Origin of the sequence: Synechococcus sp. PCC 6312 (assembly GCF_000316685.1) — a bacterium.
Taxonomy (GTDB): Bacteria; Cyanobacteriota; Cyanobacteriia; order Thermosynechococcales; family Thermosynechococcaceae; genus Pseudocalidococcus.
In genome coordinates this window covers 333147-348226 of the sequence record NC_019680.1, presented here as the reverse complement: position 1 = coordinate 348226, position 15080 = coordinate 333147, and the positions used below count along the sequence as shown (strand labels likewise).

The 15080-nt window shown below is 49.9% G+C and carries 17 protein-coding genes and 1 pseudogene; 9 read left to right on the top strand and 9 right to left on the bottom strand.

Translation table 11 applies throughout. The features are described from left to right. Positions 1–61 precede the first annotated feature (61 nt). Positions 62–850, top strand: a complete 789-nt coding sequence (gloB, locus tag SYN6312_RS01645) for a hydroxyacylglutathione hydrolase (RefSeq protein WP_015123117.1) — start codon at positions 62–64, stop codon at positions 848–850. A 106-nt stretch (positions 851–956) separates the two neighbouring features. After that, the gene (gene cysK / locus SYN6312_RS01640; RefSeq protein ID WP_015123116.1) at positions 957–1919 is read left to right on the top strand and encodes a cysteine synthase A; all 963 of its coding nucleotides are present in this window, start codon (positions 957–959) and stop codon (positions 1917–1919) included. A 7-nt stretch (positions 1920–1926) separates the two neighbouring features. Here the strand turns inward: cysK and SYN6312_RS01635 are convergent, their stop codons facing one another. The 6 genes and pseudogenes from SYN6312_RS01635 to SYN6312_RS01605 form a co-directional block, all read right to left on the bottom strand. Further along, positions 1927–3480 (bottom strand): DUF58 domain-containing protein, encoded by a 1554-nt coding sequence (locus tag SYN6312_RS01635; protein ID WP_015123115.1) that lies wholly within the window; start codon positions 3478–3480, stop codon positions 1927–1929. A gap of 23 nt (positions 3481–3503) precedes the next feature. Next, on the bottom strand, positions 3504–3758 hold the full coding sequence (locus tag SYN6312_RS01630) for a hypothetical protein (RefSeq protein ID WP_015123114.1): 255 nt from the start codon (positions 3756–3758) through the stop codon (positions 3504–3506). A 29-nt stretch (positions 3759–3787) separates the two neighbouring features. Further along, positions 3788–4729: a MoxR family ATPase gene (locus SYN6312_RS01625; RefSeq protein WP_015123113.1), complete on the bottom strand. Its 942-nt coding sequence runs from the start codon at positions 4727–4729 to the stop codon at positions 3788–3790. Between the two features lie 183 nt (positions 4730–4912). Continuing rightward, a pseudogene (locus SYN6312_RS19260) lies at positions 4913–5759 on the bottom strand (IS630 family transposase). A gap of 210 nt (positions 5760–5969) precedes the next feature. Next, positions 5970–7874: an ATP-dependent zinc metalloprotease FtsH gene (gene ftsH / locus SYN6312_RS01610; RefSeq protein WP_015123112.1), complete on the bottom strand. Its 1905-nt coding sequence runs from the start codon at positions 7872–7874 to the stop codon at positions 5970–5972. Positions 7875–7953: 79 nt separating this feature from the next. Continuing rightward, complete coding sequence (locus tag SYN6312_RS01605; protein WP_015123111.1) at positions 7954–8370, bottom strand: hypothetical protein; 417 nt, start codon at positions 8368–8370, stop codon at positions 7954–7956. A gap of 81 nt (positions 8371–8451) precedes the next feature. Between SYN6312_RS01605 and rpmI the strand changes: the two genes are divergently transcribed. The 3 genes from rpmI (at position 8452) to SYN6312_RS01590 (ending at position 9742) form a co-directional block, all read left to right on the top strand. Then, positions 8452–8649 (top strand): 50S ribosomal protein L35, encoded by a 198-nt coding sequence (gene rpmI, locus SYN6312_RS01600; RefSeq protein WP_015123110.1) that lies wholly within the window; start codon positions 8452–8454, stop codon positions 8647–8649. Between the two features lie 86 nt (positions 8650–8735). Continuing rightward, positions 8736–9086: a 50S ribosomal protein L20 gene (rplT, locus tag SYN6312_RS01595; protein ID WP_015123109.1), complete on the top strand. Its 351-nt coding sequence runs from the start codon at positions 8736–8738 to the stop codon at positions 9084–9086. A gap of 173 nt (positions 9087–9259) precedes the next feature. Beyond that, on the top strand, positions 9260–9742 hold the full coding sequence (locus tag SYN6312_RS01590) for a phosphate-starvation-inducible PsiE family protein (protein ID WP_015123108.1): 483 nt from the start codon (positions 9260–9262) through the stop codon (positions 9740–9742). Here the strand turns inward: SYN6312_RS01590 and SYN6312_RS01585 are convergent. Continuing rightward, positions 9705–10133, bottom strand: a complete 429-nt coding sequence (locus SYN6312_RS01585) for a DUF309 domain-containing protein (RefSeq protein ID WP_253276395.1) — start codon at positions 10131–10133, stop codon at positions 9705–9707. The two genes, SYN6312_RS01590 and SYN6312_RS01585, sit on opposite strands and share 38 nt — an antisense overlap. Further along, complete coding sequence (locus SYN6312_RS01580; RefSeq protein WP_253276447.1) at positions 10099–10488, bottom strand: ferredoxin thioredoxin reductase catalytic beta subunit; 390 nt, start codon at positions 10486–10488, stop codon at positions 10099–10101. Before SYN6312_RS01580 ends, SYN6312_RS01585 begins: the two co-directional genes overlap by 35 nt. Before the next feature lie 284 nt (positions 10489–10772). Between SYN6312_RS01580 and sufU the strand changes: the two genes are divergently transcribed. Genes sufU through SYN6312_RS01565 form a run of 3 tightly spaced genes read left to right on the top strand, consistent with a single transcriptional unit; the run spans position 10773 to position 12465 of the window. Next, on the top strand, positions 10773–11252 hold the full coding sequence (gene sufU / locus SYN6312_RS01575; RefSeq protein ID WP_015123105.1) for a Fe-S cluster assembly sulfur transfer protein SufU: 480 nt from the start codon (positions 10773–10775) through the stop codon (positions 11250–11252). After that, positions 11252–11752, top strand: a complete 501-nt coding sequence (locus tag SYN6312_RS01570) for a Ycf51 family protein (protein ID WP_015123104.1) — start codon at positions 11252–11254, stop codon at positions 11750–11752. The genes sufU and SYN6312_RS01570 overlap by 1 nt, the downstream gene beginning before the upstream one ends. A 32-nt stretch (positions 11753–11784) precedes the next feature. Then, positions 11785–12465: a Uma2 family endonuclease gene (locus tag SYN6312_RS01565; protein WP_015123103.1), complete on the top strand. Its 681-nt coding sequence runs from the start codon at positions 11785–11787 to the stop codon at positions 12463–12465. A 1-nt stretch (position 12466) separates the two neighbouring features. Here the strand turns inward: SYN6312_RS01565 and SYN6312_RS01560 are convergent, their stop codons facing one another. Further along, positions 12467–14260: an FAD-dependent oxidoreductase gene (locus SYN6312_RS01560; protein WP_015123102.1), complete on the bottom strand. Its 1794-nt coding sequence runs from the start codon at positions 14258–14260 to the stop codon at positions 12467–12469. A 118-nt stretch (positions 14261–14378) separates the two neighbouring features. On the opposite strand from SYN6312_RS01560, the gene SYN6312_RS01555 reads away from it, so the two are divergent. Beyond that, positions 14379–15065, top strand: a complete 687-nt coding sequence (locus SYN6312_RS01555; protein WP_015123101.1) for a J domain-containing protein — start codon at positions 14379–14381, stop codon at positions 15063–15065. Positions 15066–15080 lie beyond the last annotated feature (15 nt).

Here is a 15080-nt window from a genome sequence, read left to right as displayed (position 1 = left end):
CCCCAGTGAGTCTCGTTAAAATCCGGATAGGGTTAGTCTTTGGCTGCTGAGGCTTTAATCTGTGCAATCTTCCCCGGCCCCGATTATTTACTGCGTCCCGATCTTCCGTGATAACTATGTCTTCCTCTGGCATGATCCGCTTAACCAAACTGCGGCTGTGATTGATCCGGGAGATAGCCAACCTGTACTCGAAAAGCTCCAACACCTCAACGCTGAGTTAACCCACATCTTCATCACCCACCACCACTGGGATCATATTGATGGCATCCCCACCCTGCAAGCGCGTTATCCCCAGGTGGAAATCTTTGGTTCAGCGGTGGATCGGGGGCGAATTCCTGGCCAAACTGTTTTTTTAGAGGGGGGAGAAATTTTAGAGTTTGGTGGTCATTCCATAGACGTTCTTGCCGTACCCGGCCATACAGCCGGCCATTTAGCCTACTATCTGCTACCCCAGGCCAATCAACCCGGGGAGTTATTTTGTGGGGATACCCTCTTTGGCTGTGGCTGTGGCCGGCTCAAGGAAGGCAGTCCAGCTCAACTCTGGGACTCACTCCAACGTATCCGACAATTACCGGATCACACCCGAGTTTGGTGCGCCCATGAATATACCCTCAAAAATATTGAATTTGCCCTCACCGTAGATCCCGATAACCTGATTTTACAAGACCGCTATCGCAGCACCTTCCTCGTCCGCCAACACCAAGAAGCGACGATTCCCACAGGCCTGGGCCTGGAAAAACAAACTAATCCCTTCCTGCGCTGTGAACAACTGGAATTACAACAAGCTGTCCAGGCGACTTCAACTCTCCAAACCTTTACGAGACTGCGAGGAATGCGAGATCAGTACTAACCCTACTTCCAAAGCCTGAGCCAAAATCTCCCGCCAGGCCATGATTTATACGAAAATTACGGATAAAGGGTTTCCAGGCCCCCGTCTTACCGCAAGAGAATCTCCCATGAATATTGCTTCCGACATTACCGCTCTGATTGGCCGCACACCCCTCGTTCAACTCAACCGGATTCCGCAAGCTGAAGGGTGTCAAGCCAGAATTGTTGTCAAATTGGAAAGCATGAACCCGGCCGCCTCAGTTAAGGATCGGATTGGGATTAGCATGATTTTAGAAGCTGAGGCCCAAGGCAAAATTACCCCCGGTAAGACTGTTCTTGTTGAACCTACCTCAGGAAATACCGGCATTGCCCTTTCAATGGTGGCCGCAGCCAAGGGATATCGCCTGATTTTGACGATGCCAGAAACCATGAGTTCAGAACGGCGGGCGATGTTGCGGGCCTATGGGGCAGAACTGGAATTAACCCCCGGCATTGAAGGGATGAGTGGCTGTATTCAACGGGCCCAAAAAATTGTCGATTCTTTGCCCAATACGTTTATGTTGCAACAGTTCAGTAATCCGGCTAACCCCAAAATTCACCGGGAGACCACCGCTGAAGAAATTTGGCAAGATACCGATGGCCTGGTGGATATTCTGATTTCCGGGGTGGGGACAGGGGGAACCATTACCGGCGTGGCCAGTGCGCTCAAAGCCCGTAAGCCCTCTTTCCAGGCCATCGCGGTTGAACCGGCCAATAGTCCCGTCCTCTCGGGTGGTCGCCCCGGCCCCCATAAAATTCAAGGCATTGGGGCTGGCTTTATTCCGCCAATTTTGCAAACAGAACTGATTGACGAAGTGATTCAAGTGAGTGATGACCAGGCCATTCACTTTGGGCGGCGACTAGCCCGGGAAGAAGGACTCCTCTCCGGGATTTCCTCAGGGGCAGCTCTCTATGCCGCGATTCAAGTCGGTAAACGGCCCGAAAATGCTGGCAAACTGATTGTCATGGTGCAGCCGAGTTTTGGCGAACGCTACCTAAGTACGCCCCTATTCCAAGATGCAGAACCGTTGCCGTCCCTTCTGCCCCTGTAATGGATGGCTAAAGACGACCGCGAGCTTTGAGTAATAGATATTGATCCACTAGAGCTTCACTGAGTTGGGGGGCCGGAGCATCGAGGACGAGAACTCCTTGCTGTTTCACCTTGGCAAAGGCTCGCTGGCGTTGTTGGAGTAAATCTAGGGCCACGGCCTGGTCATAGAGGGTATCCAAGGCCTGGAATGAAGTCAGTTTTTCCCCTAGGGATTGGTGGGAGAGGCGATCAACCAAGGGATCCCGAAATGTGACACAAAAAGGCAAAAATCTTGGGGTTAAGCGGGTCATGGCGGCCAAGAGTTCCCCCGATGCAGTTTCATCAATGATTTCCGTCAACATCACAACCAAGGCCCGGCGGGTGTATTGTCCCAGCAAGGTACTCACAGTGCCGATGTAATCCGACTCCTTCATGACCGGTTCAACATGATAAATTTGGGCCAAGATTTGTCCTAAATGGGAATCTCCGGCCTGGGGAGCAATCCAGCGATAGAGACCTTGATCAAAGACTGCCACCCCCACCCGATCTCCGCGTCGTAAGCCCGTCATCGCCAGTGCCAAGGCTGCGTTCAAGGCCCAGTCAAAGCGTTTTAACCCGGCCACTTGCGCCGTCATTAATCGTCCTCGATCTAGCAAAATAATCAGGGGTTGATCCCGTTCTGGTTCCATGACCCGGACTAAGGGACGGCCGCGGCGGGCAGTGGCTTTCCAATCCATCATCCGGAGATCATCGCCTAAATAGTAATCTCGCAATTCGGCAAATTCTGTTCCCCCCAAAGCGTGTCGCCGCCGCCGTAAACTCCCACTGGCCTCCAGACTTAAGCGCACGGATAAGGCCCGCAAACCGATTAAATCAGGATAAACATCCACTTTTGTCGTCACAGGAATCAGGCGATGCCACCAGGCCAGGCCCCAAGGACTTCTAATTCGCACCACCAGGCCTGGCCAGGTAAATTCACCCCGTCTGCCCGGAAAAACACTGTAGGTTAAGCGGGTTTGCTGGCCAGCTTTGAGAAGAAATTCAAACTGATGGTCATCATGATGCGGTTGGGCATACCCCAGGCCTGGCTCAAAATATTGGTTTGGGGGTTCTAAGCCTAGGGGCAAATGATCAACGAGGATCGCGGTAGTTTCTTTGGTTGGGAACCGGGAATGACGGGAGATAACGGTTAAGGTAATTGTATTATTTCGACCAATGGATAAGCGCGGTTCACAGGTACGCTGGATGTCAACTGCCCAGGCCAGGCTCCGGCGAAAATCCCAAATTCCCAGGCCTAAAAGCACCAAGTTATAAACAACCAGTAAGCCCAATCCGAGTAAATTCCGCCAATCCCCAACCAAAAACCACAAAATATCGGTGACTAAATCTTGACCCGTGCGAGGGGGAGCATCCGGGCCGGGGAGAAGAGAAATAATAACTGGAATGACTAGCCCTAAGCCTAAATAAACATAAAACCGGGTTGTCGGAATCCAGGCTGAGTATTTCACTAATCTGGGGTTTGCAGATGGTTGTGGCGGGGTTTTGGGTCTGGATTGAGGCGGTGGGACGGCAATCGTAGTCATGGGGTGAGGCCAATTCGTTTAAGTTAGGAACCGGAGACCATTGGCGGGTGATAAGCCAACCAAAACTCAAAGGCATTGCGGGCGAGAATGAGTAAACTTGCCGAAATAACCGTTGCCACTAATGCGGTCGTTAAACTACCTAAAAGATTATCTAAGCGTAGATTTGACTTTTCCACGTCACTATCAATCGTATCAAGGCGAGTTTCTAAGGTATCCATCCGCTGCTCAATTCGATCTAGTTGGGTTAGAACCTTACTTTGAAATTCTTGTTCACTCATCGAGCCAGCCTTCTAACACTGTGTCTAATCTAACGTGGCACAGAAATCCGACTCAGCAACGCTGTAATCACTTGATCTAGGGTTGTCCCATCCAGTTGCGATTCCGGCCGGAGAATGAGGCGATGTTGCAGCAGGGGTTTTGCTAGGGCTTTAATATCATCGGGAGTAACAAAATCACGATCTTCTAACCAGGCCTGGGCCTGAGCCGCTCTCAACCACCCTACAGCCGCCCGCGGGGACGCACCCAAAAGTAAATTTCCCTGTTGCCGACTCGCTTGAATGATGGCCAACAAATAGTCTTGAACTGGGGGTTCCACTTTCACTTGCCGGGCCTGGGTGCGTGCGGTCAAAACTTGTTCAACGGTGATAATGGGTTCTAGGGCTAAACTATCTAAGTTCCGTGCTTCAAAACCACCAAGAGCATTGACCAGCATTTGTTTCTCGGCACTGGCAGGGGGGTAATCCACAACCAATTTAAACAGGAAGCGATCTAATTGAGCCTCAGGCAAGGGATAAGTGCCTTCAAATTCCAAGGGGTTTTGAGTGGCCACTGTCCAGAACAGAGGTGAGAGGGGAATGGTCGTGCCATCTAAGGTGACTTGCCGCTCCTCCATGGCTTCTAAGAGAGCTGCTTGGGTCTTCGGTGGGGTACGGTTGATTTCATCGGCTAAGAGAACTTGGGTGAAGATGGGCCCTTTGCGCAGACGAAATGTCCGGCTGTTCAGATCAAAAATACTGGTTCCCAAGACATCGGCAGGTAGCACATCTGGCGTGAGTTGAATCCGGCGAAAATCAGCGGCAATCAGACGGGAGAGTAATTTAACCAGCAGTGTTTTGGCAGTTCCGGGAACACCTTCAAGAATGACATGGCCCTCAGCTAAAAGAGCGACTAAGAGACCGTGGATGATCCCGGTTTGACCAACAACAATCTGACTCAGTTCGGTTTCTAGGTTCTGAAACAGGGTATTCAAGCCAGGCCTCGCAGTAGGGATCTAACCGTGCTTTCCCAGACTAGCAATTCAAAGGCCCAGGGCCTCAAAATCCTAGTGAAATTTTATCTTTCAGTGAAGTCAAATCATTGGGGATGATGTACCCCAGGTTAAGTCAACGGTTTAGCGGTTGCAATAGATAGATATAGTAATTACAAATAAGTCTTAGAGATTGCGGTTGGCATAGTCTCGAATAATGTCATCAATGGCGGTGTCTGGCGTTGCATACTGTCTTCGTTTCTTCAAGGCAGCAAAATCGTGCTCAATCTTGTTAAAGTCTGGCGAGTATTTGGGTAGGAAGAGCACCTGATGCGCGCATTGGTGGGCAATGTCTCGAATCACATTTTTCCGGTGAATCGGGGCATTGTCTAAAATCAACACGGACGGGACTTGGAGGGTCGGTAATACCCACTCAGACAGCCATTTCTCAAAACATCCGGCATCAACGCTTCCCTCAACTACCATGGGGGCTAATAGAGCATCTTTGCATCTGGCCATGAGTAGATTTTCCCGTTTTTCTCGTTTTCCGGTTCTGTCTGCAAAAAGCTTGGTGCCTCGTTGGGCCCACCCCCAGGGTTGAGAGACTCGGTTGTCAAAGCCACTTTCATCGATGTAAACGAGATGTCTCGACCCCTGTCGCTTCACAATCTCCTGTAATTGCTTGAGATAGACTTGACGTTCCTGAGGATTGCGTTCTCGATACTTTTGCTGTTTTTTTTCGGGTAATTTTCATCTGCTTCAGGGCATACCAAATGGCGTGAATGTTCACCCCGAAATGGGCTGCTCGGTCACAGAGGCGGGCATTGGGGTGGTCTTTAACGTGCTGTTCTAGAACCGCCCAATCGAGCTTGCGCTGACGACGTTTGACAACGGTGGGACGTAAATCCTCTCGGTTCAACCAGTTATAGACCGTTGCCGGACACACCTGAAACCGACGAGCTGCCTCTGCTTTGCTGCCACCCTCTTTTACAAAGGTCACGACTCGGGTGCGCAAATCCATGCTGTACGGCATTGACTTTTCATCTTTACTTCTTAATTGAAAGTACTATAGCTTGTTTTTAGGAAATGCCAAAGAAAGTCCGGAAACTAAAAAATAAATATGCTACTAAGGGCAAGATTTCCAGAATTTCTTGGAAAAGGGAGCCACACCACCTAAGTACATCCACGCTATGTAGGGAAAATAACGGTTTTGTCGCCAAGCCAACAACATCCCCCATTTGCCTTACTTAGCCGATGTGGCCACCACTAAAGCCGCTGGCTCCTTCACTGGAAGGGTGGTATGTTGACGGACTAGTTTCCGAAATTCATCCCCTTCAATGGTTTCTTTTTCCAGCAAGAGTTCCACTAGACGATCCATGGCCTGGCGATGTTCACGGATCAACTTGCGGGCCACATCATAGCAATGGGTGACAATTTGCCGGACTTGCCGATCAATTTGGACAGCTACTTCTTCCGAATATTCGGAGCGCGGCATTAAATCTCGTCCTAAAAAGACCTCATGGCCTGGGGCTTCCAAGGCCAAATGTCCTAAATCCGACATTCCATAGCGGGTTACCATTTCCCGCGCCAAGTTAGCCACAGCCCGTAAATCACTACTTGCGCCAATCGTGACTTCTGACTCGCCAAAAATCTCGACTTCGGCAGCCCGTCCCCCCAAGAGGATCGTAATTTGATCTAATAACCAGGCCCGGCTGTAAAGACCACTATCGACCCGTTCCTCATCAAACACCTGTTGGGCAAAGCCACCGACACCACCGGAGCGGGGAATAATCGTGACTTTATTGAGGGGATCCGTATGTTTAAGAAGGGTCATCAACAACGCGTGCCCGACCTCATGATAGGCAATCAACCATTTTTTCTTGCTGTTCAGAAGCGGGGTTAAGGTCATGCCAATGGTAACGCGGTCAATGGCATCTTCAATTTCGACATTGGTGATGGCTGGCTTGCGGCGCCGGGCGGTGAGAATGGCCGCTTCATTGAGGAGATTTGCTAGTTCTGCACCGGAAAAACCAGGTGTGCGCCGAGCCACAACCTCAAGGGAAACTTCTTCATCCACCTTTTTGCCACGGGCATGAACGCCTAAGATTTGGAGGCGGCCGTTAAAGGTGGGTAAATCTACGGTGACTTGGCGATCAAATCGGCCGGGACGGAGGAGGGCAGAATCCAAGACATCGGGGCGATTCGTGGCGGCAATCACAATAATGCCAGTATTGCCTTCAAAGCCATCCATTTCTGTCAGCAGTTGATTCAGAGTTTGTTCTCGCTCATCATTGCCCCCACCAATCCCGGCTCCCCGCTGCCGACCAACCGCGTCAATTTCATCAATAAACACCAGGCAGGGCGCGCTTTCTTTCGCTTTTTTGAATAAATCCCGTACCCGCGAGGCCCCCACCCCGACAAACATTTCCACAAATTCCGAACCAGAAATCGAGAAAAAGGGGACTCCCGCTTCCCCGGCAATGGCTTTGGCGAGAAGAGTTTTCCCAGTTCCCGGCGGTCCAATCAGCAACACCCCCTTGGGAATCCGCGCCCCCACGGCAGTAAATTTTTCAGGTTTTTTCAAAAAGGTGACCACTTCTTGGAGTTCCTCTTTGGCTTCCTCAATCCCGGCCACATCGTTAAAGCCCACCCCTGTCTCAGCTTCCATCTGAAAGCGGGCTCGGGACTTACCAAAATTAAGAATCTGTCCAGGCCCCCCCGGTGCATTAGCCGTTCGTCTCATGATCAGCAGAAATAAAACTAAAAGAAAAAAGCCCAGCATCAGATTAGAAACCAAGCCAATGACGGCACTATCGCTGCTGGTGGGGACAACGGTGAAGTCAGCTTTTGAGCGGCGGAGGAGTTCAACGAGTTCAGAATTGCGATCAAATAAGACGACTTCCTGGGGCGGATTAGAGTCTTTTTGTCCTTTCAGATGAAACTTCGCCAGGTTCTGTTCGGGGTAAATATCAACTTTAGCGACCTTGCCCTGTTTAATATCTTGGAGAAACTGACTGTAGGAAACTTCACTACTCCGGGCCTGAGCCAAAGCAGCCGGGACATTGATCATCCCCAGAGCTACCACCAGAGCGAGTTTCCCAAAACCAAAGCCTGTCAACCGTTGATGACGCGTTCTTGCTGATTTCACGTGCGTATGATTCGTTACAAAAGGACTCTATTGATCAGTTTAACCTCGCTATCCCTGGCTTTGGAGAAATAGTGGGGCCTTAGCCATGTTCGGGAGAACCCTCCAGAAAGGTTGTCGGTAAGTCGAGCCAGGCCTGGAGATGGGACTTCAGGATTGGGGAGAATGCTTGACGCTGGCTAAACTTGTCGCTGCGGATGGGCTTGCGATGGTCATCTAACGTCCAACCATAATCCGTACTGAGGCGAATCTTGTCATGCCAGTCAGCAATGGAAACAATCAGTTGATCCGCCGGGCTGTTGTCGTAATTGTGCACCCGAAAGACATAGTTAAAGGTGTTTTGATGTCCAGAGGCAACGGTCGAGGCCTGGCCAAAGCGGGTCTGCAACTGCTGGTGAACCGCAGAGACAAGCTGTTGGTCGCCAAATTCAGCCAAGGTTCGCATTGCCAAGGTGATTGCAAAATAAAATTCATCAACAGGAATAAACTCTAATTCCATACTTGGCCTCGTTCTTGCCAGTTGCTTGGTCAGGATCATATACTAGAGGACTGTGTTGAAATAGTAAAATAGGGGCTAGTGATGCCAAAACTTAAGACCCGCCGCGCCGCCGCCAAACGATTTCGAGCCACCGGAAGTGGTAAGTGGATCCGCCGGAAAGCTAATAAGAATCACCTCTTAGAGCACAAAGGCTCCGATCGGAAAAATCGCCTCTCCCAAATGGCTGTTGTGGATGAGCGGGATGGGGAACGGGTGACGTTGATGTTGCCCTACCTGTAAGCACCTCAATAAACGGTCTTGGTGTCGACAAAAAATTTTTTCAAGACGATCGGTAATTTTGCAGCACATTTAAGGATTTTTACGGTATGGCTAGGGTAAAACGGGGCAATGTCGCCCGCAAACGGCGCAAAAAAATTCTCAAGTTAGCGAAAGGCTTCCGCGGCGCGCACTCCAAACTATTTCGGGCCGCTAACCAAGTGGTGATGAAAGCACTTTGTAATGCCTATCGCGACCGGCGGCGGCGCAAACGGGACTTCCGGCGGTTGTGGATTGCCCGGATCAATGCGGCAGCCAGGCTTCATGGTGTCAGCTACAGCCAATTGATTGGCCAGTTGAAGCAGGCCGACATCGAGCTTAACCGGAAAATGTTATCCCAATTGGCGATTCTTGACCCAGATGCCTTTGCAAAAGTGGTTGCAGTGGCCACGCAAAAGTAAGCTTAATCTAACTATTTCAACCCTTTTTTAGGGCCTTTTTTAAGAACTAAGTTCTGCCCTTAAAGATTTCTGGATGGCGAGAAGTCTTTGAGGGATTTATTTTGATGTTTAAGTTACCAGGCCTGGTAGCATGGGCATAGGCTTGGGCCAGTCTAAACCTCAGGTTAGTTTCTATGTCTTGGTTGACGGCGTTGGGGCAATTCATTGTCGAGCTTGCGGTTAGTGACGAGAAGTTTCTGAAGGCATTAAAACGAGTTGAAGGTCTAGCCTCGCGAATTTTAGCCTTAGGGATGATTGTGGTTATTATTGCGGCCATTACTGATGTTGGCCAGTTCATCTTAACAGAGCTACTCACTCCCCCCTATTGGCAATTTACAACCGATTTAGTGCGAATTTTTGGTTTATTTCTCAATGTTTTAGTGGCCTTGGAAATTCTAGAAAATATTACGGCTTACCTGCGGACGGATGTTTCTGCCCAAATCGTTGAATTAGTTATTGTGACAGCTTTAATTGCCATTGCCCGAAAAATCATTATTTTGAATATTGATCAACCGGAGACCATTCCTAAATTAGTCGGCTTGGCCGTGAGTATTTTGGCTGTCACCATCAGCTATTGGATCATTCGCCGTCAAAACCATCATCAACGCCAACGCTAGGGGATATGGGGGCCAAGGTTACAATGTGCAGCTTTGGCCAGGCCTGGGGGGGCTGGTTAGTTTGTAAACACTCCAACAGGGCCTGGGCTTGTTCAACAAGTGAAGCCACATCTACCCAACCATAAGCAGGCCAATACTGGTTTAACCGCCGACAGCCCCCGGCCAAGAGGAGAACTGCCCCCCGTTGATTCTGGTTCTGGAGGTGGTAACAGGCAACCGCTAACTGGAGAATCCCCTGAAAAAAGGTTCGCTCCGGTTCACGGGCCTCTGCCCAAAGGGCTTCTAAGGTGTCATGGCAGGCATAGAACTCGCCCTGGTTAAACTCCAAAACAGCCTGCCAAACCTGAGGGGATAGCTCATTCACTGACCGAATAACGATTGGTTTCCTCACGGATTTGGTCAAAGCTGATTTCTTGAGCGGGGCCCACAAAGGGATTGTCTGGGGTCAAAAACAACATACAGTGGCATTCTTTGCGTTCCCGCATCGGTACACAGGGACAGTTCCAATAAACCGCAGCTACCTCGGCTTCCTTATCGTCATAATGGCGGCAAGGGCATAAAGGAGAGCCGTAGTCATCCTTATGTTTGGCCAGGCCCTCCAGCACCACCGCTGTTGTCCCCAAATCCACGCAAAAATAAGTACCCGTGCGCTTGGCATAGGTTTCCGCAAACTTACGCATGGCTTCCAAGTTTTTATCGGAGGCTTGTTGCGGTTGATACCCGTTACTCATAAAGGAGGTGCTCATGGGGGGCATTTTTACCGTACCATCTTTGTTTTCTTGCGGTAAAGTTAGGTTTGTGCATCTTAAAATTTCCAGGCCTGGGGCAATGATCGGCTGAAATCCTAACCTTGATTGGGGTTGCTAGAAGCGCAACATTCTAGATATAGATTAACCTCAATCCCCAGACTCACAAAAATGTTGCAGGTGAAAGCAACCGTGCAAGGATTAAGCTAGGAAGTATTGAACCCAAAATGGGTAACGCTATAAGTGTTAACGATTGTTTCATTTGGGAATTGCCCACTACCACAATGTCTTTGGACAATTTACGCACGCTTTATCAGCAGGTTATTCTTGAGCATTACAAAAAGCCACGCCATCGGGGCCGGACTGAGCCAGTTGACCGACAACAACGGGGACATAATCCATCCTGTGGAGACACCATTGAGCTAACCGTCCAACTCTCCCCTGACCAGACCCAGATTACCGATGTCCAGTTTGAAGGGGAAGGTTGTGCAATTGCCATGGCTTCGGTGGACTTAATGGCTGATGCTCTGCGGGGTAAAACCATTGACCAGGCCAACAGGATGGTGGAGCAATTCCAGGCCATGATGAAGGGTGAATTTGAATTTCCCCAAGAACTGCGTAAATTAAATGTGATGCAAGGGGTGGCCCAATTTCCGGTACGAATTAAATGTGCAACCCTGAGTTGGCATACCCTCCGAGCCGCATTGGAGCAACCTATTACCGCCGCCGCCCCAGAATTTATCAGCAATGAGGATAGTGATTAATGTTTACCCCAGACGCATTTTTGGCCTATGGGCAGTGGTCGGCCTGGTTGACTTTAGGGATAGCAGGTTTAGCCGGCCTGGGCTTTTTGTTTAAGTGGGGGTTTCGGTTTCGGCTGGTGGGTTCAACTGGATTCATGATTGTCTTAACGGCGGGACTATTTGCCCTGAGTATCGTGCCCCTGACCCATACCCAAATTCCGGGAGCCGTCCGCTATAGTTTGGTGTTTGATAATGGCGCAAATCTGGCCACGATTGCTGTCCCTTCAACCATTACAGCCACAGAACTGGAAGCCACTCTCCGTCAAGCCGCTAGTGATTTGTTTTCTCCCGGTCGGTTAGGTGTAGGTCGCAATGAACTCTTGATCCAGGCCCGGACTGTCACCCACCCGCAACCTAGCATTTCCCAACCCTTAGTACTGGGCCAAGTCAAACGCTCCTTAGTCGTCCGGGATGATAAAAATCTGGAAATCACAATTTTTCAGGATAAGTTAGGGACATAAGAGTTGGCTCGCGTCCTTTGGAGCTTTTTACCATGACCCAAACCTCAATTCAACCCGCCGTAACTATTCAAACCCTTGGGGATAGTTGGGTCAAAACATCTTGGGACAATTATTGCCAACTGCTGGAGCAGCCAACCCATGACAAAACGTGGGGATATTATTTCAAAGGCCACATGAGGTTAGAAATGCCCCCTGTTAGTTACGACCACTCTAAAAATGACTATGTTATGTCTCTAGCTGTGGGTTTGTGGGGGATTACTCAGCGGGTGACATTGGAAGTCTTGCCTAATTGCACTTATCGAAAAACGGGGGTAGCAAGTTGTCAACCAGATATTTCAGTATATGTGGGGGAATTAAATCAGGCTATACCTTCAGGCACAGGAATTATTGATTTAAACCAGTTTCCAGCCCCTAATTTAGTGATTGAGATTGCTAAAAGCTCACTCTTAGATGATCTAGGCATAAAACGGGCTTTATATGAAAGTTTAGGTGTTGCCGAATATTGGGTTGTAGATGTCCAGAATTTAGAGATTACTGTTTACAAGATCGCCGATCAAGGCAGTTGGGCCATCAGGACATCAAATGTTTTACCTGGGTTGAGTGTAGGCGTATTAGAAGAAGCTCTTCGCCGCAATCAGGAAACCCAGTCATCAGAGGTTGGAGCCTGGTTATTAAATCAGTTTCAAACCTCATGTGATTCCGGACCGCCATGATTTAGGTTTCTAAGGCAATAACTCGAATCCAGTTTCCACTCAGGTTAGATTGCCCGAATACAGTCACTTTTTGACCTAAATGGAGGGTCTTTAGCTGTTGATCCATTTCGGAATTTAAGGTGACTAAACTCCAGGCCTGGCCGGACTCTAGGGTGAGTTGATAGGTTTGGTTTTCGGCTTGGGTCATGTGGCCGGTAAAGATGGGAATTTGGCTGAGATCTGGGTTAAGGAACGGCGGTTGGAGTGGGGCATAACCGGACGTTGGATAGGGGTCTGCTTGCCGTAAAACATTGAGTTGGGCGATAAACCATTCGGGATGATCTGGAGGGAGATTATAAAAGGGAATGATTGCGGCCGGGGCCTGGGGGTCTTTGAGGAGTGCCCATTGGAGTTGTTCAATTTTGAGTTCGGCTAATGATGTTTTAATTTTAATGGCTAATGCCGCGGCCATCCCAGCAGCTTGCCCAATATTTAAGACTAGGGGTTGTAAGCGAGTGGCACCATTGGCAATATGGGAAACAGAAATATTTTTATCACAACAAAGAAATCCATCTATCCCGGCCGGAATCAAGGCCCCCAAGGGAATAGTAAAGGGAGTTCCTGTCCAACGACCGCCCCAGCGAATGGATTTTGGAGCCAATTTAAATTCAAAACCTGGGTAGTGATGATCATTGGGGTAGTTGCCCACTGCAATTGAAGTAATTTGTCCCTGCTCATTCACAGGTAGGGGGGCAACTTGGCCCTGGGGCAAAATCCCGAACTCGGTGACAGTCGTTATGCCAATAAGCCGCCGACTCTCTCGAAAATAGGGATAGAGGGCAAATTCGCAGCCTCCCAAGGTAGGTTGATCAAGGGGAAAAACATCTCTAGCCAGGCCATAGCGTTGCCCCAGATGGAGTTGAATATAGTGGGCAAAATCCTGGCTATGCCAAAGACTCTCTCGGAAAAATTCTTCACGGGCAGCGGGGGAGGCAATCAGTCGGTTCAAATTTACCCCATAGTCATTGCCATTTTGGGGCCAGTTGAGCATGAATTGATTGCCGGGTAAGCGGCCGTAATTGAGAAAATAATCCGGTGCATAACCCGCCCAGGCCCCCCTAAATTTCGCTTCATCCCAGAGGGGTGAGGAGGCAATGGCTGGAGCCGTTTTATTTTCGCCATAGTCTTGGAGCATCACCACCCAAGTCGGGGTCTGGACAGGATAGGTTGCGGTGATTTGATTGGGTATCGGCGGCGCGCTCGGCTCAGACCAAGATTCTCGCCAATCCCAACCCCAGCGATGAGGAATATCGCCTAATGCCAACAAATCCCCCAGTTCTGTTCCGTCAATGGTGATCTGAGCCTGGATATTCAGGGGCGGGAGTTGATTTTGGGGTTGAGGTAACTGATAGCGATCCGCGGGGGCAAATTCGACTCCGACAATGCGATTACCGACGCGGTTAACGGACTGGGGAATGTAGCCAGAAATCCACCTGAGATTCGGTAAGGCCTGCACCCACTCGGCAAAAATCTGCGCCCCTACTACCGGACTGTAGGTAAAAAAACTGACCCAGGCCTGATCCACAGGTTGCCGCTTTTGGACTTCTTTAATAAACGCTCCCCACAGCCCCGTTTGCCAAGCCTCTAATTCATTGCCATCGGGTGCAGCGACCCCAGCAGCGGTTAACATTCCCCCCAACCAATTAAATTCACTGACCAAGATTATCTCAACTCCGGCTCGGGCAGCTTGAATGGCAGCGGCTGTGCCCCCGGTTCCCCCACCAACGACTAAAACTTGGGTTGTGAGTTGCTGCATGGTGATTTCAGAATGATGTTGCGGCAGGGGCGGGTTTATTATCCCACTCAGATTGCTAAACTGGTCTATCCTAGGGCCTGGGAAAAATTAAACTGTCCTCACCCCCACTACCGAATCAATGTCATTGCCTGATCATTACACCATCTTGGAGCTTCTCCCAACTGCGAGCCAGCGCGAGATTAAGCAGGCCTATCGCCGCTTAGTCAAACAATTTCACCCCGATACGAATAACCAGTCGAACCATAGCCATGAGCAAATGCTGCGGATTAATTTTGCCTATGAGGTCTTGGGGGATCCGGCCCAACGCCAGGCCTATGATCAACAGCGGTTGGTGATTAGCTCCCGTGCCGTTGGGGTAGCTGTTAATATTTCCACCGAAAATTATCATCAGGCCCGCCAGAAAGATACGGACTTTGCCCTCTGGCTGCGCAACGTTTATGAACCCGTCAGTAAAATTATCCGTAATATTATTCGACCCCTCCAAGAACAAATTGATCAACTGGCCGCCGACCCCTTTGATGATGTCCTGTTGGAGGAGTTCCAAGGCTACCTCGGCAAAAGTACCACCCTCTTGAGTGCTGCCCGTAGCCGTCTCCAGGCCTGTCCCAATCCAGCCCGAGCCGGAGCCATCGCCCTGAACCTCTACTATTGTTTGAATCAAATTGACGATGGCCTGGAAGACCTTTATACCTTTACGCTGAATTTTGATGACTCCTATCTCCACACTGGCCAGGAACTTTTTCGGATTGCGACGGGACTGTTTCGAGAAGCCAATGCGGCCGTCAAAACCTCTACCCCCCTCTAAACCGATGCCTCTTAC

Bases quoted from the DNA above. Each gene is read 5' to 3' on its own strand.
- cysK (WP_015123116.1), top strand. From the start codon at position 957: ATGAATATTGCTTCCGACATTACCGCTCTGATTGGCCGCACACCCCTC.
- SYN6312_RS01635 (WP_015123115.1), bottom strand. From the start codon at position 3,480: ATGACTACGATTGCCGTCCCACCGCCTCAATCCAGACCCAAAACCCCG.
- SYN6312_RS01630 (WP_015123114.1), bottom strand. From the start codon at position 3,758: ATGAGTGAACAAGAATTTCAAAGTAAGGTTCTAACCCAACTAGATCGA.
- SYN6312_RS01605 (WP_015123111.1), bottom strand. From the start codon at position 8,370: ATGGAATTAGAGTTTATTCCTGTTGATGAATTTTATTTTGCAATCACC.
- rpmI (WP_015123110.1), top strand. From the start codon at position 8,452: ATGCCAAAACTTAAGACCCGCCGCGCCGCCGCCAAACGATTTCGAGCC.
- rplT (WP_015123109.1), top strand. From the start codon at position 8,736: ATGGCTAGGGTAAAACGGGGCAATGTCGCCCGCAAACGGCGCAAAAAA.
- SYN6312_RS01590 (WP_015123108.1), top strand. From the start codon at position 9,260: ATGTCTTGGTTGACGGCGTTGGGGCAATTCATTGTCGAGCTTGCGGTT.
- SYN6312_RS01580 (WP_253276447.1), bottom strand. From the start codon at position 10,488: ATGAGCACCTCCTTTATGAGTAACGGGTATCAACCGCAACAAGCCTCC.
- sufU (WP_015123105.1), top strand. From the start codon at position 10,773: ATGTCTTTGGACAATTTACGCACGCTTTATCAGCAGGTTATTCTTGAG.
- SYN6312_RS01570 (WP_015123104.1), top strand. From the start codon at position 11,252: ATGTTTACCCCAGACGCATTTTTGGCCTATGGGCAGTGGTCGGCCTGG.
- SYN6312_RS01565 (WP_015123103.1), top strand. From the start codon at position 11,785: ATGACCCAAACCTCAATTCAACCCGCCGTAACTATTCAAACCCTTGGG.
- SYN6312_RS01560 (WP_015123102.1), bottom strand. From the start codon at position 14,260: ATGCAGCAACTCACAACCCAAGTTTTAGTCGTTGGTGGGGGAACCGGG.
- SYN6312_RS01555 (WP_015123101.1), top strand. From the start codon at position 14,379: ATGTCATTGCCTGATCATTACACCATCTTGGAGCTTCTCCCAACTGCG.